The sequence below is a fragment of the Bartonella sp. CL63NXGY genome (assembly GCF_042194905.1).
Lineage (GTDB): Bacteria > Pseudomonadota > Alphaproteobacteria > Rhizobiales > Rhizobiaceae > Bartonella.
Genome location: NZ_JBHINK010000006.1, coordinates 68,928 through 91,670, shown reverse-complemented (window position 1 = coordinate 91,670; position 22,743 = coordinate 68,928). Strand labels below are relative to the sequence as shown.

22 protein-coding genes are annotated in these 22,743 nt (G+C 40.7%); 2 read left to right on the top strand and 20 right to left on the bottom strand.

What is annotated here, in order from left to right:
- Positions 1 to 1,367: 1,367 nt before the first annotated feature.
- The 15 genes from ACFIK0_RS04905 to ACFIK0_RS04835 all read right to left on the bottom strand — a co-directional run bounded on the left by ACFIK0_RS04905 (position 1,368) and on the right by ACFIK0_RS04835 (position 15,033).
- Positions 1,368 to 2,372 (bottom strand): phage tail protein, encoded by a 1,005-nt coding sequence (locus ACFIK0_RS04905; protein WP_375643519.1) that lies wholly within the window; start codon positions 2,370 to 2,372, stop codon positions 1,368 to 1,370.
- The gene (locus tag ACFIK0_RS04900; protein WP_375663604.1) at positions 2,369 to 3,508 is read right to left on the bottom strand and encodes a tail fiber domain-containing protein; all 1,140 of its coding nucleotides are present in this window, start codon (positions 3,506 to 3,508) and stop codon (positions 2,369 to 2,371) included. The genes ACFIK0_RS04905 and ACFIK0_RS04900 overlap by 4 nt, the downstream gene beginning before the upstream one ends.
- Positions 3,505 to 3,987 carry a hypothetical protein gene (locus ACFIK0_RS04895; protein ID WP_273791308.1) on the bottom strand — a complete coding sequence of 161 codons (483 nt, stop codon included), beginning with the start codon at positions 3,985 to 3,987 and terminating at the stop codon, positions 3,505 to 3,507. The genes ACFIK0_RS04900 and ACFIK0_RS04895 overlap by 4 nt, the downstream gene beginning before the upstream one ends.
- Positions 3,988 to 4,302: 315 nt before the next feature.
- The gene (locus ACFIK0_RS04890) at positions 4,303 to 5,766 is read right to left on the bottom strand and encodes a hypothetical protein (RefSeq protein WP_273791307.1); all 1,464 of its coding nucleotides are present in this window, start codon (positions 5,764 to 5,766) and stop codon (positions 4,303 to 4,305) included.
- A gap of 79 nt (positions 5,767 to 5,845) precedes the next feature.
- Positions 5,846 to 5,980, bottom strand: coding sequence for a hypothetical protein (locus ACFIK0_RS04885; protein WP_375637711.1), 135 nt, complete (start codon positions 5,978 to 5,980; stop codon positions 5,846 to 5,848).
- A gap of 69 nt (positions 5,981 to 6,049) precedes the next feature.
- Positions 6,050 to 6,295, bottom strand: coding sequence for a hypothetical protein (locus ACFIK0_RS04880; RefSeq protein WP_375663603.1), 246 nt, complete (start codon positions 6,293 to 6,295; stop codon positions 6,050 to 6,052).
- Between the two features lie 21 nt (positions 6,296 to 6,316).
- Positions 6,317 to 7,012 (bottom strand): hypothetical protein, encoded by a 696-nt coding sequence (locus ACFIK0_RS04875; RefSeq protein WP_375643517.1) that lies wholly within the window; start codon positions 7,010 to 7,012, stop codon positions 6,317 to 6,319.
- A gap of 83 nt (positions 7,013 to 7,095) precedes the next feature.
- Positions 7,096 to 8,214, bottom strand: coding sequence for a N4-gp56 family major capsid protein (locus ACFIK0_RS04870; protein ID WP_375659831.1), 1,119 nt, complete (start codon positions 8,212 to 8,214; stop codon positions 7,096 to 7,098).
- Between the two features lie 606 nt (positions 8,215 to 8,820).
- Positions 8,821 to 9,594, bottom strand: a complete 774-nt coding sequence (locus ACFIK0_RS04865) for a hypothetical protein (protein ID WP_375637709.1) — start codon at positions 9,592 to 9,594, stop codon at positions 8,821 to 8,823.
- A 263-nt stretch (positions 9,595 to 9,857) separates the two neighbouring features.
- Entirely contained in the window at positions 9,858 to 10,013 is a 156-nt protein-coding gene (locus ACFIK0_RS04860; protein ID WP_375663602.1) for a hypothetical protein, read from the bottom strand.
- 152 nt (positions 10,014 to 10,165) lie between these two features.
- Positions 10,166 to 12,016: a portal protein gene (locus ACFIK0_RS04855; RefSeq protein WP_375631416.1), complete on the bottom strand. Its 1,851-nt coding sequence runs from the start codon at positions 12,014 to 12,016 to the stop codon at positions 10,166 to 10,168.
- Positions 12,001 to 13,362 carry a PBSX family phage terminase large subunit gene (locus ACFIK0_RS04850; protein WP_273791300.1) on the bottom strand — a complete coding sequence of 454 codons (1,362 nt, stop codon included), beginning with the start codon at positions 13,360 to 13,362 and terminating at the stop codon, positions 12,001 to 12,003. The genes ACFIK0_RS04855 and ACFIK0_RS04850 overlap by 16 nt, the downstream gene beginning before the upstream one ends.
- Positions 13,363 to 14,058: 696 nt before the next feature.
- Entirely contained in the window at positions 14,059 to 14,208 is a 150-nt protein-coding gene (locus tag ACFIK0_RS04845) for a hypothetical protein (protein ID WP_375631417.1), read from the bottom strand.
- Between the two features lie 183 nt (positions 14,209 to 14,391).
- The gene (locus ACFIK0_RS04840; RefSeq protein WP_375663601.1) at positions 14,392 to 14,523 is read right to left on the bottom strand and encodes a hypothetical protein; all 132 of its coding nucleotides are present in this window, start codon (positions 14,521 to 14,523) and stop codon (positions 14,392 to 14,394) included.
- A 183-nt stretch (positions 14,524 to 14,706) separates the two neighbouring features.
- Positions 14,707 to 15,033, bottom strand: coding sequence for a hypothetical protein (locus tag ACFIK0_RS04835; RefSeq protein ID WP_273791298.1), 327 nt, complete (start codon positions 15,031 to 15,033; stop codon positions 14,707 to 14,709).
- A gap of 788 nt (positions 15,034 to 15,821) precedes the next feature.
- Here ACFIK0_RS04835 and ACFIK0_RS04830 point away from each other — a divergent pair.
- On the top strand, positions 15,822 to 16,190 hold the full coding sequence (locus ACFIK0_RS04830) for a helix-turn-helix transcriptional regulator (protein ID WP_342753375.1): 369 nt from the start codon (positions 15,822 to 15,824) through the stop codon (positions 16,188 to 16,190).
- Positions 16,191 to 17,737: 1,547 nt separating this feature from the next.
- On the opposite strand, the gene ACFIK0_RS04825 is transcribed toward ACFIK0_RS04830, so the two are convergent.
- The 5 genes from ACFIK0_RS04825 to ACFIK0_RS04805 all read right to left on the bottom strand — a co-directional run bounded on the left by ACFIK0_RS04825 (position 17,738) and on the right by ACFIK0_RS04805 (position 21,692).
- Positions 17,738 to 18,133 carry a hypothetical protein gene (locus ACFIK0_RS04825; RefSeq protein WP_375663600.1) on the bottom strand — a complete coding sequence of 132 codons (396 nt, stop codon included), beginning with the start codon at positions 18,131 to 18,133 and terminating at the stop codon, positions 17,738 to 17,740.
- 644 nt (positions 18,134 to 18,777) lie between these two features.
- The gene (locus tag ACFIK0_RS04820) at positions 18,778 to 20,013 is read right to left on the bottom strand and encodes an MFS transporter (RefSeq protein WP_375646295.1); all 1,236 of its coding nucleotides are present in this window, start codon (positions 20,011 to 20,013) and stop codon (positions 18,778 to 18,780) included.
- 486 nt (positions 20,014 to 20,499) lie between these two features.
- On the bottom strand, positions 20,500 to 20,655 hold the full coding sequence (locus tag ACFIK0_RS04815; RefSeq protein WP_273791293.1) for a hypothetical protein: 156 nt from the start codon (positions 20,653 to 20,655) through the stop codon (positions 20,500 to 20,502).
- 234 nt (positions 20,656 to 20,889) lie between these two features.
- Positions 20,890 to 21,123, bottom strand: a complete 234-nt coding sequence (locus tag ACFIK0_RS04810) for a hypothetical protein (RefSeq protein ID WP_375659708.1) — start codon at positions 21,121 to 21,123, stop codon at positions 20,890 to 20,892.
- Between the two features lie 266 nt (positions 21,124 to 21,389).
- The gene (locus ACFIK0_RS04805; RefSeq protein ID WP_375663599.1) at positions 21,390 to 21,692 is read right to left on the bottom strand and encodes a hypothetical protein; all 303 of its coding nucleotides are present in this window, start codon (positions 21,690 to 21,692) and stop codon (positions 21,390 to 21,392) included.
- A 315-nt stretch (positions 21,693 to 22,007) separates the two neighbouring features.
- Here ACFIK0_RS04805 and ACFIK0_RS04800 point away from each other — a divergent pair, with 315 nt between their 5' ends.
- A complete protein-coding gene (locus ACFIK0_RS04800; RefSeq protein WP_375631429.1) occupies positions 22,008 to 22,379 on the top strand; it encodes a helix-turn-helix domain-containing protein in 372 nt (123 codons plus the stop codon).
- The last annotated feature ends 364 nt before the right edge of the window (positions 22,380 to 22,743 follow it).

Here is a 22,743-nt window from a genome sequence, read left to right as displayed (position 1 = left end):
GAAAACCTCAGAAAACCTCAGAAAACCTCAGAAAACCTCAGAAAACCTCAGAAAACCTCAGAAAACCTCAGAAAACCATATGAAAAGCTTTTGAAAAAAATTTCCTCATCAAAAATTTTTACAAGGTATTTTTTTAGATTATATTCTGTTTTCCACCTAAAATGTTGATTTTATCACCTGAAACCAAAGAGAAATGCATGTCACCTTGCACGCTGTGTCAGCTTTCCCCAAAAGGACAAAGCCCACACCGGTCTTTAAATAATGGCAATCAATAAACAATGGTTTGTAAACAATCTGGCTTCTTATCTAACAGATTTGACTTGGCTTCCCCCTGCAAATGCATCCTTGTAATGTATCCCCTGTCCAGAGTTATTCTACAAAAAAAGCTGTTTTAAGAATACGCACAGACGAAAGGCATCCCATGCATAAAATTTTAACCGCATCTCAAACAATATTATTTTACAACACAATGGGATAAACTATTGTCTTATAGATTTTCTCGTATCACTCTCATTCTGTTTCAAGAAGTTGCCTGATAAGCACAAAATGCCATCTAAGAGAGTTCAATGCCTCACCATGTACTACAACGCATCGCCAACCTGCTGCTCTTGCCAACAGTGCACCCATTTTGAAAACAGTGCGACCATTTTGAAAGCAAAGAGCCCTTTTTTCCTACACGCTTTGCCAAAAAAGAAAGCGCTCCATTTTGCCTTTTCTCGCTTTAAATAAACATATCCGTTGACCTCTTTCCACCACCTAAAAGGACGAAGATTTTAGCCCACATCGGTTTGTAAACAATCCAACTCTTCTGAAAGGATTCCGTCTGCTGCTCACTTATATGATTCACTTGCATAATACTTAACCAAGCAAATCCTTCTCTAAACAATTGCTAATGTATTAAATACTTTAAGCTATCTTACTGATATAACCACCTTCAATAATAGTGTTTTAATGACGGTGTTTTACGGTATAATAGGATAAATTTTACCCATGGGTTTTTTGTCATCGCACAGCAGCGCTTTAAACCCAGCACTTGAAATAATGGATCACGACACCACAAGAGAGAGGCATTTGGGATAAAATCTTTATTCCTCAGTAAAAAGCGCCATGAATAAAGAAGGTTTTTTTGTTCTCCCTCTACCTTCAATAATCACTGTCTTGATCCTCTAAAGAACAATAGGCAAACTGACCTTTAGACATCCAACAAAGGCAGCACAAAAAATAAAATAATAAAGAGAGTTAAGTTTTTTCTAAAGCGCCTCAAAACTTTCTGCACAATATATTCTATAAGACTTTATATTCAATAAGACTTTTTTTCATAACAAACATTTTAGCATTTTTATCTTTCTCTCACACAGCTTTCATTCTCAGGCTTTGACAGCATAAACCACCGCCATATTGACGGGGCGTGTTTCATCACCCCCTGTTTTTTGCAACAAGACCTTATGTTCATGCTCTCCCGCAGCCTTCGTTAACCGATCTTTATTGTAGACTTGAGCCAGATTTTTATAATATTCACCGTGATTCATATCCCAAACTAGCTTGTCAAACATTGGATAACTATGCTGGTGGTTACCTGTTGAATCTGTTTTTCCCTCATGGGTATGGGATTGAAAAGACTCTTCTTGTCGGCTTCCCAAGCGACGTCCTTTATCAATTTCTTTTCCACTATCGAGCCCCCGTAAAAACATTCCACGCAAATCGGGAACATTGAATGTTGTTCTCCCGTCTCCTTTTCCCCATGTTTCTCCCAGAACAGCAAAGAGATTAGCATAGTTCCTTCGCGAATATTCTTTACCATCACACAGTAACCATCCAGAGGGTATTTTTTCTGTAGCAAAAGTCCCGATAAATCCAGAAGAAAACGTTTCCGGTAAAGGAGGAAAGGGCGGAATTTCAGGAAGTTTTATAGTAGGATTGGTTAAAAACCAGCCATCAGCATTTTTTCCGGCAATATCACGCGTATAGACGACTTCATAAAGCCCCCCTTTTTGAATTTCCCCGCCCTTTAAAGGCATAATACCCTCTGGCGTTGCCATATAAGTTGGTCTTGGCGGCAATTGATTTAAAGAAATATTTGTTATTCCTCTGTTGACGCCTTGTGCTTTAAAGCGCACAACAATGCCATCCATATAAGTCTCAAAAAAAGACTTTGTTGCCAAACGAAGTGATGTCCTCTCGTTCTTCACATCGACAGTAAACTGTGTTTCAATCACGCCCCCATTATCCAACAAATATTCTTTGATGCGTTGCATCATAGCGCGAGCACTATCATTGACTGTGCTTGGCGGTTGCCCTTCTGCCCAGTTTATATTCTCGTCGACATAAGCATTTTCTGATGCAACAATTGACCAATCATAAATCGAACTCATAGAAGATACTCTTTATTCAAAAAGAGAAAACGAGCAAAAAATGAAGAAAAGAAAGCCGCAATTTTATTTTTAGATGCCGGCATTTTCTCCATTTTCATTTTTTCCATTTTCAGGCCTATTTTGTCATAATCAACATGCAATAATTTTGTTTTCGCATTGACATAAACAGCTTCAGGGTTCACACGCAACACGTCTTGCGCTATAACGCCCTGATAACGTTGTGGATTTCCCTTATAATTAAAGGTATAAAGTGGATATCCCTTTTTCTGCCCCACAGGGATAATATTTTCTTTTGCTCTCACATCACAAAGCCCTAAAATTCCTCCGACCAATCCAAGCACTTGCTGCGCATCACGCAATGGATCTTTTGTCACAGAAGGCATTGTCGTGGATTTTCCTGAAGTCGTTCCGTAATTTCCAGCAGCCTGTGTCCCTACCTGTAACAAGCTTTGCAATCGGTTCCAATCTTGATTATCTTTTTCTGACCATTTTTGGCGTTCAGCATCTAAGACATTTTGGCGGTTTATATCTTGAATCATGCCCCCTTTCAAAGCATTGCTTTGCACGTTACTCTGTCCTTGATAATAGCTATTTGCCGCATTAACTTGATCATTCTGAGAGCGATCAATCATCTGGTTTGCATTCATCATATTGTTAATATCTTGATTATATTGCTGTGCTGCAGCATTTGTTGCCAAGGCGCCTAACTCATCGGCCAGCACACCAGTATGAGCCCCAGAGCCATAACGTCCTGCTCCCGACATCGATTGATTAATTGCATCGGACGTTTTATTCAGAGCATTTTGCAATGCAGTATTAAATTTACTATTGCTTCCAATCCAGCTTCCCTTAGCCATACCGGAAAGATTTGTAGCGCTGTTGGTTGGTGCATTCAACCATTGCGTTACCGTTGGATTGTTATAGAGCCCTGCTGCTTGTTGTAAACCGGTCAGCGCATTTTTTGTCATATTGCTAAGACCAGCGACTCTGTCTCCCTGATAAACGTTTCCGCCAATTCCTTTATTATAAAGTCCAAGTGCATCAGCACTGGCTTGTTTAAGAATATCAGCCGCCCAAGCAGGTGGAGCATTTGTTTGTGTTGTTGTCTGCACTTGAGGTGTGGTTTTTCTACTCATGGGTTCAGAACCTTTCTATATTGAATAAGATTACGAGAATATCCGTGATGAGCGAGCTTTTTCGCCCATCCAGTTCTTCCAAACATGTGCATTTCTTCAGCATTAATTGTTCGCGCCCATTTTTCGACTTCATCAATCAATTTGACCAATTTCAGCCCTCCCTCTCCAGCAAGATCAGAGAGAACGACGCATTTTTTTCCCGTATGGGTTATTTCAACTTTGGTAATTGCAAAAGCACTAAATTGGATTTTATTTTTTAAGACCAGCCACAATTGTGCTTGTCCTGTAGCGATTTCTTCAGCAATTTTTTCCAGACAAACATCATCCGGAAAGCGCTGAACATATTTTTTCAATGCAGCATTGAGAGCCTCTTGATAGGGAGCTATTTTTTCCCATGGCCACTGCTCTGTCAGATGAGCAGAATATAAATCTTGACTCTCTTGTATCATAATTTTAGCTCTTTTAGCTTTGTCACTCATCTCCCCTCAAATAACATTCCGTCTACGCATTTCACGCATTCCATGCCCCCCGCACAATAAAAGAAAAAAGCCCCATCATCCCTTTGTCACAACAAAGAGGGAACTTTTTTCTTTATAAAAATAAACCATGGTGCAGCCTATTTTCCTTTATCGCAGAAAAGCATGAAACATAACGCACCACCTTGTTCTTCATATTATAAAGACACAGCTTATCGCATTGTGCCTTTATTTATAAAGGCTTGGGAAGTCTATGGGGCATTTGTTCTTTAATAATAGAGGTTTGAGCCTATCGCATGATATTACAAAAGGGCATGCCTATCGCATGCCGGCCCGCGTCAATTCCACATCAAATCCAGTGACATGAGTCCAATTCACCCCTTCAGGAATACGCAATTTAAAGCGATAAAACCGTGCCCTTGCACGACAGTGAATTTGTCCAGTATTATAAGAGGGCTGTTTTTCTGGCAACCAAACAGTTTCCTCTTCAAGAGATTGTCGAAAGCGCATTCCCACAGACAAATAAAACTTTCCACTATTGACTTGAGGCATAATATTTTTCACCCGTGTTATCATGCCATTTGTCTGCCCCATTTCTTGTGATGTCACGACACAAGCCATAGGACCCCCAGAAAACGAACCCAGTCTCCCCTGTTGATCAAATGCCCCCAGAATAGGCGATTCATTTTTCCAAGCTTTACTATCGAGAGAAAAGGACAAATCGTCAATATTCTTAGTCACAAAATCAAGACCTTCTAGGGTTGTTCCTGCTAAGAAAATAGGCAATATCATTTTGATATCGACGAGAGCTTTTGTCCATTTTTGCAATCCCCAATCATAAATGAGCAAGATACGTTTATGAAGGTTCTCATCAGAATCAACCATCCAATAAACACGATTATACACCCCATCGATAGCAGCAGACAGAGTGTACAGATTATCCTTCCTTGATTTTGCGGTCATCGTTCGATCGACTTTTTCGAACCCAATGGGTATAATCTGTCCCTCATTTGTTATTTGATAAAACCCGCCCTCATCGGCAAAGAATGCTAAATCGCCTCTACAAACAATTGATTCAGCATTTTTTGCGCCTCGTTTATCGTGGATTTTTTGGAAACTAAAAATAATCTTAGAGCCAGGAATAAAAGAACCAGCATAGATTGCAGAACGCATAAAGATAATTGGATTTGTTGTCTCCGTTGCCCCTTGGACGAATCCGCCATCAGGAAAATCTTGATAATCACAACTTTTTTTTCCCACGGTCCAAAATTCAGCATCATTTAATCCAGACCAATGAACCCGTCTTGGATACTCAGTTAATTTCATCAAACAAACGAAATCTCCCCAGATTCGAACAATCCCTGCCTGTGGTGGATTTCCTCCTAAATTTCTAAATGTTTTATCATGATTAATATCAATCACTTGTGGTTTATCATTGGCATTCACAGCAATGATAAAATCACCAAACAAAGCAAAAGACCACGGAGCATCAACATTAGCCAGATAAGATTTTCCTTTTTGGCTAATATCTTTCCAGTTCATTGTTGTATTATCAAGTAAGTAGATTTTATCTCTTGTCCCGACAATAATAGAAACCCCATTTTTTGTTTTAACCGCAAGAGTGCCTAAGATTGGCTCCGGACAAGGCTCTGATAAAGGTTCAAAACTTGGCATAGGGATATAGGAGCCATCCGCCGGGAGCACATTAACAAGTTCATCGGTAAAAATTCCATTGATATCCGCCACATCGGGTCGATAATCAGCGATTGGGAAAAAAGCCATCAAGACCCCCATAAAATCTTTGAAGAGCCCAGTGCCATTCAAAACACCAAGGCTTATTGATAAAAAACCACAAAAGCCCTTAAAACTCTAAAGGCATAAAATTCAACAAAATAAACAACCTTAGATTGTTTAACGCACCAAAAAAAACGATACCATCAATAATGGCCACCCCAACGCCATCCACCAGCGCCAAACCAAAATCAACTGCCCGCAATCACATCAACCCCCACAATGACGGGGGAAAGAGCCATCAAAAGCCCCCCCCATAAAATCTTTGAAAAGCTCAGTGCCATTCAAAATACAAAGGTTTATGGATAAAAAACCACAAAAGCCCTAAAAACTCTAAAGGCATAAAATTCAACAAAATAAACAACCTCAAGTTGTTTAACGCACCAAAAAAAACGATACCATCAATAATGGCCACCCTAACGCCATCCACCAGCCCTTCACCATCAACACCCAACGCGCAAATCCAGCCATAAGTGACAAACCAGCCACCAGTGCCAAACCAACCTTCAACACCAGCCATAAACGATTTGAAATGAACTTTTTAAAAACGCATTGGGCGAATCTTTGAAGAACCTTTTTGGCGCGATGTTTCAATGCGCAAAGCTTGAAGCTGTTCTTGAAAATCTCTGAAAGAAACGGCGGCATATTCAGGATCTTTAAGGATATTTTTATAAAGTTCATATTTTGCCCGTGCTTTAATAAGATCAAAAGCATAAATCAACCAAGGGTTATCATCCTCTTTCAGCTGTTCATCAGCAAAATGAACAGGAGCATAAGAAAGCTGTACAGTTTCCACATGTTCTGGTGTTGGAAAGAGTCCTATTTTTTGATCAAGGTACGTATAAAAGAATGGCGTTCCTAGCGCAGGATGCATACCATATTGTTGATGCAACACTTCCAAGGGCTTAAAGAACAACTTTGTTGGTGTTGCATTCTTTGTTACTAAAAAGACGCCCTCCAAACTCTTTTCTGCTTCAATAAAAACCCCCTCTTCTTGCCCATACCATGTTTTACCACTCTGTGTTTTAAACGTCCTTTCTCTTTTTTCATTAAAGAAAAAGGGTTCGCGTTCACACAAACGCAAAGCCGTAAAAATTGAATCTTGAATTTGCAGGGAATATTCCGCTGTTGTATCATCAATTTCATCTTGAATAAGCGCGACCATATAAGCAAAAGTTTTAGAATGGTCTGAATGTGTAAGGTTTAGATTTTGGGGATCAGTGGATAAAGTGGTCATAAGCCTGTCCTTGTTTTTGGAAGCATTTTAAATTTTTCCCCCAACAGATCCCTCTTGTTGGGGGAAGAGAGCAAACATTCGCTTTAAGCGGGTGCTCCATAAGTTGGGATGACAATAGTGCCAAAATCCTGAGCCCCTTGCGTACTTCCTGGCAAGGTAAAGCAAGTTTTTTTCATACCAATAATGGTTTTTGCCGCAACCCCGAATTCTCTTTCATAGTCGAAGAGTTCTTCCACCAATTTATAGCGTGTCGCCCCTCGATCTTTACCAAAAGCAATCACAGCACTCTGCGCACCAAGCAGAACAGCCCGCCGCACATTTGGCACAGCTTTATTAGCGGTTCCAGCTTCGACCCCTTCAGTAATATGTTCAGCTTCGCGCAAAACCACACCATTATACATGCCCAAAGACCCATCATAGAGCGGATTTTTGATACGACTTCCACTATAGATTGCCTTAGTAATGTCGAGCCATTGCCCCGCATCAGTATTGGTTCGCAATTGTGTCACTTGGGTTGGATGAAGATAAAGCACATAAACATTTTCCCCATCGATCCGCACGGGTCTAATTTTAGGATTTGCCAATTTAGCCCGTTCGACCGCTTTATCAATCAAGCTGAGATCAAAAAAATCGCCTTCTTGTAAGTCCTCATCTTTTGCTTTATCGTTAGGACGTACCACGCGTTTATTGGTTGGTGCCGTTGGTGCATTAAACCCATAATGAACTGGTTTAAGAGTAATCGTGCGTCCCTCAAAGTTAATAGCTTTTGCGGTATAACCACACACTTGAATGAAGAACATCATACTCAGACGATCTGCATACCAATCAACCAAACCATTTTTTGCCTCGGTGCGCAAATCATGGAGAATTCGCTGTTGATCAATCGTCCCCTCATTTTTGACACGCACGGCATGAACGAGCTCATTAATTGCTAAGCGATCATTGAGAAACTGTAAAGCTTCTTCATTGCCTTCCAATGTCTGCCCTTCGCTCACCCCATCGCCTAGCAACTGCACACGCAAATTAAAGCTAATAGCATCCCCACTTGCTTTCGTGGTTTCATCTTTTAATTGTACGATACTGTTTGAATCATTTCCAATCAACGGTGCAATTGGAAGTGCTTTTGAGACTTCTTGGTTTAGTAATTTAGACCATGTGCGCACTGCCATTGGGTCATTAAGTCCGATATAAGTTACAGTCATTTTGTCCTCTAAAAGTTTTATTGACATAAAAAACCCGGCAAAGCGCCGGTTGTTAAAACACCACATTTCATTTCAAATGGTGAATAGGTTGTTTGTGAGTTTTATCTAATTTCTGTTAGCGTCTGCCTCCCCCTTATAAGAGCTCTCCTCACCACATCCGTGCTGTGAGAAATCCCCCCGCATTCTTCTGCGCCAAAAGCCTCTTAACATTCCCGCAAAAAACACTCCCCCCGCATTCTTCTGCGCCAAAAGTCTCTTAACGTTCCCGCAAAAAACACTCTCCCGCATTCTCCTGCGCCAAAAGCCTCTTAACGTTCCCGCAAAAAACACTCCCCCGCATTCTCCTGCGCTAAAAGCCTCTTAACATTCCCGCAAAAAACACTCCCCCCGCATTCTTCTGCGCCAAAAGTCTCTTAACGTTCCCGCAAAAAACACTCTCCCGCATTCTCCTGCGCCAAAAGCCTCTTAACGTTCCCGCAAAAAACACTCCCGCATTCTCCTGCGCCAAAAGCCTCTTAACATTCCCGAAAAAAACACTCCCCCGCATTCTCCTGCGCTAAAAGCCTCTTAACGTTCCCGAAAAAAACACCTGCCACATTCTTGTTTTTAAAATTCTCTTCCCCCCATTAAACGATTAAAAGCGGCTTTATTTTTAGGATCAGAAACCCAAGCGCTAAACTCTGCTTCTGACATTTTATCAAGCATATCCAAAGAAATCGGCCCATTTGGCGTCAAGCCGTTATAAGCAGCAAGAGTACGTGCAGAATTGTGTCTTTCCTGTAAATTTTCACCCATGTTATTGGGAACATTTGTGTAGCCAATTTTTTGTGCAATAGAGTAAATCACTTCAGCCGGATTTTGATTTTTTTGCGCACAATCGCGCAAGATCTGCTTCAACTCATCACCAATCAACGCATCAATATTTTTGGGATCTGCCATCTCAGGATAGAGCGAAGCACAAGCTGCCAATTGTTTAGCCCGTGTTTCATAAATAAAATCAGCTGCTTGATCAAAATCATGATGCTTTTGTTTAACACTTGCAACAGACTGCTGAAAAAACGCATGCAACTGTTCTGCTTCGCGAGCAAGAGAAGGTTGTTGTTTTTCATGTACAAGCCCTTGTTTTTGGAGTGTTTTTCCCAACCATTGCATATAGCCCATAAAGTCTTTTTGCGGATCTGGCGCAGCATCTTCGCCCCCTTGAACCTCTTTTCCAGCCTTTTGCGAAGAGTCCTGTTGTTGAAGCATTTGCCCTTGAAAATTATCTTCAAGAGTTTTTTCTTCTCTTCCAATTTCACCATTTTCTCCCTCTTGTGTTGAGACCAGAAAATCTTGTTTCAATTGGTTTTGTTCTGCCGGCGTTAAGTGTTCTTGATCCATGACATTAGCCTTCTCTTTTTTTTAACAATAAAATAAAATTTTTCAGATAAAACAGCCCCATAAGCACTTATCCCCTCAATGCTCTCTCATCATTTAGCATCAGCATTCCCCACCATGTTCACCCCACATGACGGGCAAGACTCCCTCTCTACCTTGCGTTCCCCCAACAACACTGCCCTATAAAACAGGTCTTTTAAGAAAAGGGAGCCCATGCACTACAAAAATCGATAAACCCATTCTGCGCCCACCATTCCCCACCATGTTCACCCCACATGACGGCAAGCCTCCCTCTCTACCTTGCGTTCCCCCAACAACACTGCCCTACAAAACAGTTCTTTTAAGAAAAGGGAGCCCATTGCACTACGAAAATCGATAAGCCCATTCTGCGCCCACCATTCCCCACCATGTTCACCCCACATGACGGGCAAGACTCCCTCTCTACCTTGCGTTCCCCCAACAACACTGCCCTACAAAACAGTTCTTTTAAGAAAAGGGAGCCCATGCACTACGAAAATCGATAAGCAATTTATGATATATGGCGTTTATCAGAAGTCACGCATGACAAAGCACCCTATTGTTGAGCCTTTGCTGTCTGCAACATCTGCATTATCTGCTCTGTCCCCACATTATCCCCCATCTGCGCTGAGGCATTTTGCTCTTCTTGAAAAGAGTTTTGCGCCTTTATCGCAATTTTATGAATAAGTGAAGCCGGTAAAGGCGAATAGCGTAAGAGATCGAGCATAATCTCAGGCGTTGTAAAATTTTGCATCAAAGGCAGCAATTGCATGATCAGTGCAAAAGTACGCTCTTTTTCATTAAGACTTGTTGGTGCATCATCCACGACAATATCATATTCCAAACTTGTCACCATTTCGCGTGTCAGCGGCACATACTGGGCATTTTCATCACCAGCAATACGCACCAACCGCCCATCGGACAGATAATTTTGAATAAGATAGAGAATAATTTTTCCCTGTCGTTGCCGATATCGACGCAACCCATCAAAAAAGGAAGCCAAAAGATTAAGTGACGATTGTCGCCGTTGTTGTTCAAGAATGCCAGGCTGATTGACAGCTCGCGTTCCAATAAATTCAGAAGACAACCCCGTCACCTGTTCGAGAGCGCTCTTTGCTTCATTAAACAATTGGAAAAACCCTTGCGGAAATTGTGCCATGGGTTTAGGCTGGATTCTTCCCCCAGACACCGCCCCACTTTTCAACCAAGTAATACTATCGGCTCTAGCCCAACTCTCGAGGGCTTGTCGATCATCATCAAAAGCATCGCGCTCTGCCATAATTCCGCCTTTTGATTGGCTATTGAGCAAATGCATCACTTGACTAAAATATTTGTTTGCCCACCGTTGCGGATCTTTTGTAGGGCGCACAATTCCATAAAATTGCCGGCTTAACTTATCAAAAGTACCGGTAATACACTCCCATCCCAATTGATTGGGTGGAACCAAAGGCTTATCAGGCGCTTCAAGCAGCTTTCTACCTAAAAATGCCCGTTTGACAATTTTTCTGTTCAACCTTGTTGCTTGAACATGAGGAAAGGTTTTGCTTAAATTTTGGAAATCCTGCTCTGAATAATCGACAAACTTTCCACTTAGAGGCTCAAGAACTTTATAAACCACCTCGCGTTCAAACCAGCGACATTCTACCAATGTCACCATTTTAGGACGTTGATAGCCGCTCCCCTCTTCTCCTTGATACCCCCTCTCGGACTGATAACTTTGTGTCATCCCATCGCTGGTTGAATGTAAAAAACTCTGATGTTTAACCCAATCAGCATTAAGGTCACTCCAATGAACATGGGGAAACATTTCCTGCGCCACAGCAAGGGGTTTTTCATCAATATACCATAAGCGTTGTGCATCAATGAGATTAGGCTTGACAGCACTTGCATCCCACACCATTTTCATCGGGTCTAAACGTGCAATGATTGGTTTTCCTTGCGGATCTTGTTCATAATCAAGGCGTGTATCTGTCCAGCCCATTCCGCAAATAATTGCATCTTGAAAGGCATCGGAATCTTCGTATTCCCCGTCAGCTTCATCACGAAACCACTCAGCCGCCCCTGTCAAAATCTGGTTTGCAAAGGCAGCCCCTTCTTGTCGTGGAATAAATTGCACTTGTCTTTTATTATTGCGCTCAGCCCCAATCACGGCATTAATTAAAGGCGCAATACGGTTAAAAGTCATAACCGGTCTGTTTTGTTCGTGTAAGACAGCCAAGTCTTGCTCATTCCATTGCCGTCCATTATAAAAATCGTAATCTTCTTGGGCATTTTTTCGCCATTTTTCGACATGATCAATATCATCCTGATACCAACCCACGAGTTTTTTAAAGAGAGCTTGATTTTCAAGCGTTTCGATTTGATTAAAAGAAGAATCTGTAGAACTATTCATTAAAAAGCCATCCATGAAGTTTGAGAATGGTGAAACGAGCGATAAGGTTTTTTTCGCGCTCTAGCATTTGGCTGTTCATAAGCCACACACATCAGTCCAAAGGCATCGGCCCCATGGCTTGCCCAATCATGTTCAGCGCCTAGTCCGATATTGCGCTGTTCGTCGCGCTTTTCATGATACCAAGCAAGCGCTTTTCTGCCCGCACATGTCGTTTCACGATTAAACCATAGTGCAGGAAACAACCGCCTTACGGCTTCGATACGCATTTTCACAGCGCCTGTTCCTTGGTTAGGAATTATTTTGGTTTGAAAACCAGCTTGTTGAAGGGCACTTTCAAAACTCACATTATAGACACGATCTTTTGTTGCGCCATCATGAGGCAAAACCATAAGAGCCTTTTCATATCCCCTTTGAAAGACCCAGCCCACATGCTCTGAGAGAGGTTGTCCTTGGGCTTCATAATAATCGAGCACTCGGATTTCCCGTCCAACAAACTGCGCAACCCACAATGCGGTAGCATCGGCCTTTGCTCCTGTTCCCCCGATATCCCAAAAGATTCTCACCTGCATCAAAGGATCACGTGGAACAGTGGTAATCCGCCCTTCCATTTCGGCTTCGAGAAGACATTTCTGATAATAAGCCCCTTGGACAGCTTGGAGATATTCGCCTTCCCAAATATGGTTATACTGCTCTGGTCTTTGCTGCAAATCGTCCATTCGATCACGATTGAGTTTTTCAGGAAATTGCGGATTATCACGCCAATTGATTTCCACCCCTTTGATATGAGGATTATCGACATTTCGGAAACGTTTTTCCACGGCTGCATTTTCATGGCACGGGTTCCATGTGACCCATAATTCTGCATTCCAATCTTTTCCTTCTTCGCGCAAAGTTGGAATAAGTGTTTGCCAAGCAGTCTCAGTCACGGGCTCTGCTTCATCGACCCAACAAAGGAAAACGCGCCCCATTGATTTAATACTTGCGATATTGCGATCAAGCCCAGCAAACACATAGACAATCCGTCCATCTTTTGACTTAATATATTTATCGCCGATTTCATAATAGTCTTGTAAAAAAGGATAAGCTTCGATAGCGCGTTTAATTTCTTCCAAAGAACTTTCATTAAGAGAATTTTGAAATTGCCGTGCACAAAGAATAATACCGCGTTCTCCAGCCATTCCATGGCGATATCCCACCACAGCTGACATCAAAGCAAAAGAACGTGTTTTTCCAGAACCGCGTCCTCCCCAAGCGGCTCGCACATCGGCATTTCCAGTAAAAACAGGAATAAGCTTTGGAATAAGAGCCACTTGAGCCGTATTCTGCTCAATTTTTTGAGAAATTTTCTGAACAGTTGTCATTATAAATTTTCATATTTTAGCAATAATTGCGCTTCACTCTTTTGCTTATCCCAAGTTTAATTATCCCAGAGCAATTGAAGGAAAAGAGCAATTGAACGAAAAACGCCCTTCTCAAAAGCAGCGCTTTACCTTCCTTCATCCTAATATTCAATAAATTTCACTTTTTTGCATGAGATCCCCTTGACCACACCTATGCGCCCCAAAGTCCCTATCCCCCCAAAGATCATTATCTCCAAGGGGTCCCTATTTTCCCCCATCACCGCCCCTCAAACACCGCGCCTGTCATCCCCCAACCACAAGCACGGTATCCCCCACCCAAATCATAGCCTCAGCACATAGCTCTCGGGCATATCCAAAGCCCAATATCCTCCAATATCATGCCCTCTCAAGCATCACCAATCCTCACACTTGTCTATCCCCCAAGATACCCCCACCAAAACACATGTATCCCGCAAGCATAACACTTCTCTCAAGTTTCATGCCCTCACCCATCAAAACACTGTTCCATATCCACCACACAAATACCCTGCACCAAATCCCCTCCAGCACACGGGCCCTTACGGCATCATTCACCAAAGCCCCTTCCAGTATCACGAGCGCCCACAAGCACGATAGCCTCCGCTTCAATTCCCTCAAGATAGGCAATCACCAAAGCAGCCCCCTTCCAAGACATCACCCCACATCACCCACCTCAGCCTAACATTTTTCAATATCACAAGCCTCAGTTATCGAAGTATCACACTTCTCCGGTTCGCTATTTTTTGCATTCACTGGTACAATCTCAATACGCAAAACTGTTTTTGATATCTCCACACCTTCAATAACGAGAAAAGACCAAACCTTCACAAAAATCCAAAACAGTAGATAACATCACGCCCCCTAAGCATTGTACCTCTCGAGTATCACCTCTTCAGCACACGCCCCTCTGTCATCGCCCATAAAATCCGGCGTCTCCACGTAGGAAGCCCAAATATCTCCCACCAAAATATTCTGCTCTCCAGTAAATGCCCAAACATCACAGCGCCTTCTTCAAGCCTCAGTTATCGAAGTATCACACTTCTCCGGTTCGCTATTTTTTGCATTCACTGGTACAATCTCAATACGCAAAACTGTTTTTGATATCTCCACACCTTCAATAACGAGAAAAGACCAAACCTTCACAAAAATCCAAAACAGTAGATAACATCACGCCCCCTAAGCATTGTACCTCTCGAGTATCACCTCTTCAGCACACGCCCCTCTGTCATCGCCCATAAAATCCGGCGTCTCCACGTAGGAAGCCCAAATATCTCCCACCAAAATATTCTGCTCTCCAGTAAATGCCCAAACATCACAGCGCCTTCTTCAAGCCTCAGTTATCGAAGTATCACACTTCTCCGGTTCGCTATTTTTTGCATTCACTGGTACAATCTCAATACGCGAAACTGTTTTAACCTGCCCTTCTCCAGCCCCCTGAAGAGGCAACACTTTTGCCAGCAGCGAAAAAAACGGTACGGGATTATTGAGAGCATGATACTGAAGATAAGACACCAGCCCATCTTCACCATAGTGATATCCAGCCTGCTCCGCCGCTGTCAAAAGAGCTTCATTAAATCGCTTTGTTGTTTTATTTAAAGCCCCTTTTTTCCGCCCTCTTCGACGTAAGGGAAGACAATGTTCATCTACCATCATCATGTTCCTTCCAACTAAAGAGAAACCAAAACCTCAAACACAAAAAATGACATAAAAATCAGCAACAAAATTTGCCAAGCATTCAACAATTAAAAAATGGGACACACCCAAAAAGATAAGAGCCCACATAAAGCCCAAATCCTCCGCATAATTTTACAGATTCACATTTTTACGCTTTTACATCATTACAGAAAAAAGCCAAATGAAACGCTCAAATCACTACCCCGCACCGTTCTGTAAACACGGGTCTGTCAACAAGCTGATTTCTCGTCTATCAGATTTCCCTGCTGATTATTTCATATGGCTATCCCACACTTCAAAGAATGGTGTTTCATCAAACACGCCAGATAAGCTCTGATCTACAATTCGGCTTCAAAAAGCAAATTTTCCTCTGCTGAATAAAGCTTCCACCCCGCACCGGTTTTAAACTATCATCCAACCTCTTACCCAATAAATTCCCCTACTAACATCAGATTACCGCCCCCAAACATCCCTATTTTACAGTATAACAGACTAAAAAATATTTTAATTTTCTTGCCAATCTTCTGAAACTACTTTATTGATAGTTCTGTGTTTTTGATCGTCCACGCAACGGTCAAATAGGGATTTGAAAGCCCGAACGCTCAGTACATAAATTTATCCCGCTTTGCGGATATCCCGGAATTCCGGGAGCTTTTGCTATGTCCAAGTGCTTGTCAGCACTAAAAGCAAAAGGCTGGCTGAGCTCAGTGCTTTCAAACTCCCGGAATACTCATGCGAGGGCGCTCGCAACCGGAGGGGAGCTTGAATTGCAAACTAAAAATTCACATTTTAATGACATTTCAATAGGTAAAAGAATCCGTTATAGACGACTTTCAATGGGACTTTCTCAAAAGGAATTAGGAAGCCATTTAGGTGTCAGTTTTCAACAAATCCAGAAATATGAAAAAGGTTTAAATCGTGTAAGCGCGGGGTGTTTGCTCGAAATTGCTAAAAAACTAGAGGTTCCTATGAACTTTTTTTATGCGGACCTTTTAACAGCAGATATTCCCACAAAAGAACATGCCTTACACCACGATCAAGACACATACAGCGAAAAAGAACACGCCCTTTTGAAAAACTTTAGAGAGCTCCAGCCGAAAAAACAAAAAGCAATCTTGTGGTTGATTTCTGATTAAGCAAAAGCGCACCCATCAACATCCCTCGCCAATATTCCCCTCTGCCTAAAGCCTTGCCGCCTGATACCACCACATCTCAAAAAACGGTTTAGGCACCGGTTTACGACATCATAGGATAACAAACTTCAAAATAGGATAAAAACACCAAAACCTTGGAAAAACATCCCCACCCCTCTCACAGAATCTTATCAAAAGATCTCTTCTGATTTAAACGCACAATTCCGATTGTATCATTATGATACCTTTTTACATTTACCTTGTCAAGTTTTTATATTTTTCTTTTGATATTTTTGTGTTTTTCTTTAAGGGAGCCACATCCCTCAAAACACTTTTCCTGCAAAATGCCCCTCATACAAAACACAATGTCTAAAACAACAAGAGCTAAAATAGGATTTTTCCTAAATAGGTATCCCTCTAAATAGGCTTTCCCCTCTAAATAGGATTTCATTGTATTTCTCATTCCACCCGCTTACTAAAAAAACACCTCTCAATGCTTCTCACACCCATTTCACGGATATCCCCCATACAAATATAGATGCAACTATAATTGTTAAGTTCCGCATAGAATATAAACGCCCACCACGATTTTTCTCTCTTCACATCTCTTTACACATCAGCTCTGCAATCTGTTCACAGCCATTCCCCACACACTCTTCTCCAGAAAACGCACTTCAACAGCACTCTTCATCCCAACTTTCTCCTCCATTCACGAAGACACTTCCCCCAATCCTTCTCACCACTCCATACAATAACAATATATTGATTTATAATGATAATTTAGCATTATTTATATTGATTGAGAGTTCCGAATATCGTAAGATTCTCTCATTTCAAATCCCTCCCATGTTAAATCAATCAAAATCATTCGCTTCCACGTTAAAAGCAAGGAGAGCCCGTGTAAAACTATTAAGAAAGGAGTAAAAATGGCTCTTATGAACCTTTCCAAGAGCTGTCACAACATTAGGGGCTAGCAAATATAATGATAATACCCAGCTTGCTTCTTCATAAGTGTAAAGATAGGGGTGCTCAATGGATTTATCATTATACCATGACAAAAAACACGCACAATATATAAATCCACAAATCCCTCACTTCACTCTTACAGATTCACATTTTTACGCTTTTACACATTTACAAAACGCAGCCAAAGGAAACTCCCAAACCACCACGCGACAATTTGATAAAAACAAAACACCTTTCCAACAATCTCAAACAACAGATTTCTGTAAAGAGTTCATATGAATTTGATTGTTTAGATCTGACTATTAGATTGGCATATAGAGCCGTAGAACAGAAAGTAATTTTCTATAAGACAGAAACGATAAAAGCGCTATATAACTGAGACAGAACATGAAGGATTGCAAACAGATAAAACGACATCTTTCTTCGTTACAACACTGAAATTGTAAACGAGACGACGGATAATTGTCATCTGAATATGTAATTTTCACATCTGCAAATTTTTATTGATTAATTTAATCCCAACACTTCCCCTGAAACACATTTCTTCATTATCTACTTCTTTGAGACAAACCGGCAAAGGGGTTTCATCTATTATAAGTGCGAATATAATAACGCGTTACTCCAACCTCATCATAAGAAACCATAGACAGAATACCTATCTTTATTGGCGTTATTTGATAAGTCAAAATTACACCATTTTGCTGTTTGTTTGGTTGATCTGTATAGATCACGTTATATCCATTCCGTCGCAAGAGATTAATAAATACAGGAGTAAAGTTGTCTTCTGTTTTATTTTTTTTCACAATAAGTGTTGTTGTAGCGGGCGGTAAAGGTTTTTTAAGATTACGAACAAAATCGTTAGCAATTAATTTTATATCATCTTGCGTAATATTTGGACTGACATAATTTGATGAATAATTATTGATAGATGCACAACCAGCCACCAAGACAAGAGGCAACGGAAATAAATATTTTGACATCTAGACTTCCCCTATTAATTGTATTCTCTTCTGAGAAGCTCCTACACCAGAAATAAGAGCATCCTTTCAAAGAATAGCCTTAACAACATACTGCTTTACTATCAAGCATTAGTTAATCACTTTCTCGCTTGTTTAAAAAACGACCACCATCTCTCATAGTACTCAAAGCTTATGTTTAAGACACAAAATATATATGTTAAAAGTACGAAAAAACACATGTAAAGCATATAGTATATGTATACTTACTTTCATGGTGTGTTGCATTACATAAACCAACGCACAGCACCCTTCATTTCCCCTCCATTCACGAAGACACTTCCCCCAATCCTTCTCACCCCTCCATATCATGACAAAAAAACACGCACAATATATGAACCCATAAATCCTCCACTTCACTTTTACAGATTCACATTTTTACGCTTCTCCATATTTACAGAACAAAGCCAAGGAAAGGTTCACCACCCCGTACCACTCTATAAACAACGGTCTGTAAAGAATTCAAATGCTTGCCTAGCAAGTTTCCACCACTGACCACTCATTCGTTTCAGATCACCCCCTTCAAAAAGCGGTGTTTTTACCTCATGAATAAGATAATGAGCAAACCGTCTTTAAAAAAAAGAAACGGCATGGAGATATCAAATATATCAATGGTCGTCATCGACTGTCGTGTTAAGAGGTGTTAACTCTTTATTTTTCTTAATTTTTACAACGCCAATAATTCCCGTGGAAATAATTAATGCGGACATCGCTAAAAAAGAGCTTAACAATCCCACGAGAGCCAAAAGTCCAGCAATAAAGCCAGACATTGCTTCCGCAGAGTTTGCTAAAGTTGAAAAGGTTCCAAAACTCTTACCAAAATCTTCACGACGAGAATATAATTGAATAGCTGAGACTAAACCAATATCCACAAAGGCACCAATAAATCCTAAAACAAATGCTAACACGAGAAGGAATTTTAAATAAATTTCTGCAGCTAAGGGCATAACAAACAGAATAACCCCATAAAGAAGCCAAAATATCATGAGCTTCAACGAAGTAATATTTAATATAATTTTACTATATAACAAACCACCAACAATAGTTCCAACAGCCATGAGAGAAAAAATATAACTCACAAAGCTTTCCTCTCCCCCCACAAAAAGAACAAAAGCTGGAATTAAAAATCTTAAAATTGCACCCGTAAAGAGAATAGCAAACGACGATCCAACGAGCGTAATAAATAAATTATTATTTTCTGTAGAAATATATTTAAGATATGAAGCTGTTTCTCTATAAATTTTTATAAAATTGAATGATTTATTCTCGCTTGAATTTAAATTCATGAGATTAAATAACATGATAATAGATATAAAATAGGTAAAAAAATCAAAAATGAGTACTGCCGATTTATTTGCTAAAAAAAGCAGTATGGAACAAACCAAAGGGCCAATGACGGCTGCCGTTTCCATGATAATTTGAGCAATGCTATTGGCCTTTGTAAGATCTTTTATTGAAAACATTCTGGGAATAGCAGCTTGAAAACTTGGTTGGAAAATACTTCTTCCTATCGTTGTACATATTGCTGCAAAAATAAGAACAATGATATGTGCCGTACCTGTTATATAAGTTATAAAAACAAACAATGAAGCTAATAATCTAACAACTTCACTTAAGATCATATTTTTCTTCAAAGAAAAATTATCCGCTAACCAACCTCCTATAGGGCCAAAAAAGAGAAAAGGGATAAATCGAAAAAAATACACAAGACCTGTAAAAAAGGTGTTATCTGTTAATTCTAAGACCAGTAAAATAAAAACAACTTCATAAGCATAATCACCAACTTTGGAAATAAAGAGAGAGCAAAAAAGAGCTAATGGACTCTTTTTTAAAAACAAATTCATATCAACCATCCGATATTAAACTTTTCTACACTTAAAGTTACACTTCCTTCGATACAATTGGTGATATGAACTTCAGAAGAGTCTTTTATTCTAATAAATCGCTTAATAAGTTAAGTGAAAATTTTTAAAGAAATACTCCTCTTGATATAAGCATTTACTCTAATATCAAGTAATATATTAATTTTTCTTGCTTATTTGCTTTAAAAAAAGAAAGAATGTAAAAATTATGAGATCACAATCTTCCATATTATTACATTGACCTCCGCCCCACGTTTCAAAGAATGAAAATTCCCAACCAGCACTAATCTACAATCCCACGTCAAAAAGCAGCTTTCCCCACAAAATAAAGCTTACACCCAACCACGCCTCAAACGACAGCACTTCGTCAGGCTCGACAAATCAAGCCCTATCTCCTCGCCATCCATCACGCATCTCTTTGCAACACCCGCCTTACCCATACTCTCCTCTTATCCATGCGCACTCTCTTCATCCTCCATTCCCCCTTTTCTCTCCCATCACACACTTAACAACTGAACACCCCTCTTCCTCCCAGCTTCCCCCTCCATTCACGAAAACACTTCCCCCCAATCCTCGCACCACATTCCACGCCCCCAAAAGCCCAAAGTGACCAAAAACACGCACAATATATAAACCACAAATCCCCCACTTCACTTTTACGGATATACATTTTTACGCTTTTACATCTTTAAAGAACAAAGCCAACGAAAGGTTCACCACCCCACACCGCTCTATAAACAACAGTCTGTAAACGAACCCAGCTTTTTGCCTAGTACCCTTACAATCTTCAGACACCCCACCTCAAACGACAGCACTTCATCAGGCTCAACAAATCAAGCCCTATCTCCTCGCCATCCTTCACGCATCTCTTTGCAACACCCGCCTTACCCACACTCTCCTCTTATCCATGCGCACTCTCTTCATCCTCCATTCCCCCTTTTTCTCTCCCATCACACACTTAACAACTGAACACCCCTCTTCCTCTAAACGTCTCCCTCCATTCACGAAGACACTTCCCCCCAATCCTCGCACCACATTCCACGCCCCCAAAAGCCCAAAGTGACCAAAAACACGCACAATATATAAATCCACAAATATATAAATCCATAAGTCCTCCGTTTCACTTTTACGGATATACGTTTTTACGTTTTTACATCTTTACAGAACGAAACCAACGAAAGGTTCACCACCCCGCACCGCTCTATAAACAATAGTCTATAAACGAACCCAGCTTTTTGCCTAGTACCCTTACAGTCTTCAGACACCCCCCCTCAAACGACAACACTTCATCAGGCTCAACAAATCAAGCCCTGCCCTCAAATATTCTAGCTCTTCACTCCCCCTAAAAGAGCAGTGTTTTACAGCATAATAGAATAGAAAATTCTTGATTGTTCTTGCCAATCTTCTGAAATTACTTTATCACTTAAAGTGTAATTTTGGTCGTCTACGCAACGATCAATAGGGATTAAAAACCCGAAGACTTGACACATAAATTTATCCCGCTTTGCGGGTATCCCGGGATTCCGGGAGATTTTGTTATGTCCAGGTGCTTTGGCACTAAAAGCAAAAAGCTGAGTCAAGTCAGTGTTTTTAACTCCCGGAATACCAATGCGAGGGCGCTCGCCCCCAGCGGGGGCTTGAAGTGCCAACCAAAAATCCATATTTTGCACTTTTTTAAAAAGTACCCAATCTTATAGTCTTTGATATTATTTTAATTTTTCTTGCCAATTTTCTGAAATTGCCTTATGAATTGACCTGTGTTTTTGATCGTATACGCAGCGGTCAAATAGGGAGCTAAAAGCCCGAAAACTCGTACATGAATTTGTCCCGCTTTGCGGATATCCCGGAATTCCGGGAGTTTTTGCTATGTCCAGGTGCTTCCCAGCACTAAAAGCAAAAAAACTGATTCGAGTTCAGTACTTTTAGACTCCCGGAATACCAATGCGAGGGCGCTCGCAACCGGAGGGGGGCTTGAAGTGCCAACTAAAAATCCACATTTTATCGACATTCTGATAGGCAAAAGAATCCGTCACAGACGCATTGCAATGGGAGTTTCCCAAAAAGAATTAGGATGCCATTTAAGCGTCAGTTTCCAACAAATCCAAAAATACGAAAAAGGCTTAAACCGTGTAAGTGCCAAATGTTTACTGGAAATCGCCCAAAAACTAGAGGTTCCCGTAAACTTTTTTTATGCAGACATTGCCACAAAAGAAGATCTTCCCACAAAAGAAACTCTCTTACACCACAATCAAGAAACCTATAGCGAAAAAGAACACACCCTTTTAAAAAACTTTAGAGAACTTCAGCCGAAAAAACAAAAAGCAATCTTGTGGTTGATTTCTGATTAAGCAAAAGCGCAACGATCAACATCATTCCATTCATATTCCCCTTAAGTCGAATTCAAACCAGCACACCCCTTCAAAGAGCAATGTTTTACGGCGAATAAACAGCATTTCTCTTTAACGCTTTTACGCACAAAGCAATAAAGCAATAAAGCAATCCCTCTTGTGACTTCACTTATAACATTGTAAGAAAATAGCTTTCACGACAAACAGAAGTAAAAGAATCCTACGATATTCGAGAACGCTCATTTAACATGCAAAAACACCGACCACTCCCTTTGCTTTGCAATAAAACACCGCTGTTTCATCGTGAATTTTTCTAAATCAGCACGCTTCAAAGAGCGGTGTTATCGCATAATAGGATTATCAC

Excerpts from the sequence above, each read along its gene's own strand:
- ACFIK0_RS04805 (WP_375663599.1), bottom strand. The coding sequence starts at position 21,692 with ATGGATTTTTGGTTGGCACTTCAAGCCCCCGCTGGGGGCGAGCGCCCT.
- ACFIK0_RS04860 (WP_375663602.1), bottom strand. The coding sequence starts at position 10,013 with ATGTGGGGTGAACATGGTGGGGAATGGTGGGCGCAGAATGGGCTTATC.
- ACFIK0_RS04850 (WP_273791300.1), bottom strand. The coding sequence starts at position 13,362 with ATGACAACTGTTCAGAAAATTTCTCAAAAAATTGAGCAGAATACGGCT.
- ACFIK0_RS04880 (WP_375663603.1), bottom strand. The coding sequence starts at position 6,295 with ATGGCTGGTGTTGAAGGTTGGTTTGGCACTGGTGGCTGGTTTGTCACT.
- ACFIK0_RS04905 (WP_375643519.1), bottom strand. The coding sequence starts at position 2,372 with ATGAGTTCGATTTATGATTGGTCAATTGTTGCATCAGAAAATGCTTAT.
- ACFIK0_RS04825 (WP_375663600.1), bottom strand. The coding sequence starts at position 18,133 with ATGTCAAAATATTTATTTCCGTTGCCTCTTGTCTTGGTGGCTGGTTGT.
- ACFIK0_RS04865 (WP_375637709.1), bottom strand. The coding sequence starts at position 9,594 with ATGGATCAAGAACACTTAACGCCGGCAGAACAAAACCAATTGAAACAA.
- ACFIK0_RS04875 (WP_375643517.1), bottom strand. The coding sequence starts at position 7,012 with ATGACCACTTTATCCACTGATCCCCAAAATCTAAACCTTACACATTCA.
- ACFIK0_RS04895 (WP_273791308.1), bottom strand. The coding sequence starts at position 3,987 with ATGAGTGACAAAGCTAAAAGAGCTAAAATTATGATACAAGAGAGTCAA.
- ACFIK0_RS04835 (WP_273791298.1), bottom strand. The coding sequence starts at position 15,033 with ATGATGGTAGATGAACATTGTCTTCCCTTACGTCGAAGAGGGCGGAAA.
- ACFIK0_RS04855 (WP_375631416.1), bottom strand. The coding sequence starts at position 12,016 with ATGGATGGCTTTTTAATGAATAGTTCTACAGATTCTTCTTTTAATCAA.
- ACFIK0_RS04820 (WP_375646295.1), bottom strand. The coding sequence starts at position 20,013 with ATGAATTTGTTTTTAAAAAAGAGTCCATTAGCTCTTTTTTGCTCTCTC.
- ACFIK0_RS04870 (WP_375659831.1), bottom strand. The coding sequence starts at position 8,214 with ATGACTGTAACTTATATCGGACTTAATGACCCAATGGCAGTGCGCACA.
- ACFIK0_RS04890 (WP_273791307.1), bottom strand. The coding sequence starts at position 5,766 with ATGGCTTTTTTCCCAATCGCTGATTATCGACCCGATGTGGCGGATATC.
- ACFIK0_RS04900 (WP_375663604.1), bottom strand. The coding sequence starts at position 3,508 with ATGAGTAGAAAAACCACACCTCAAGTGCAGACAACAACACAAACAAAT.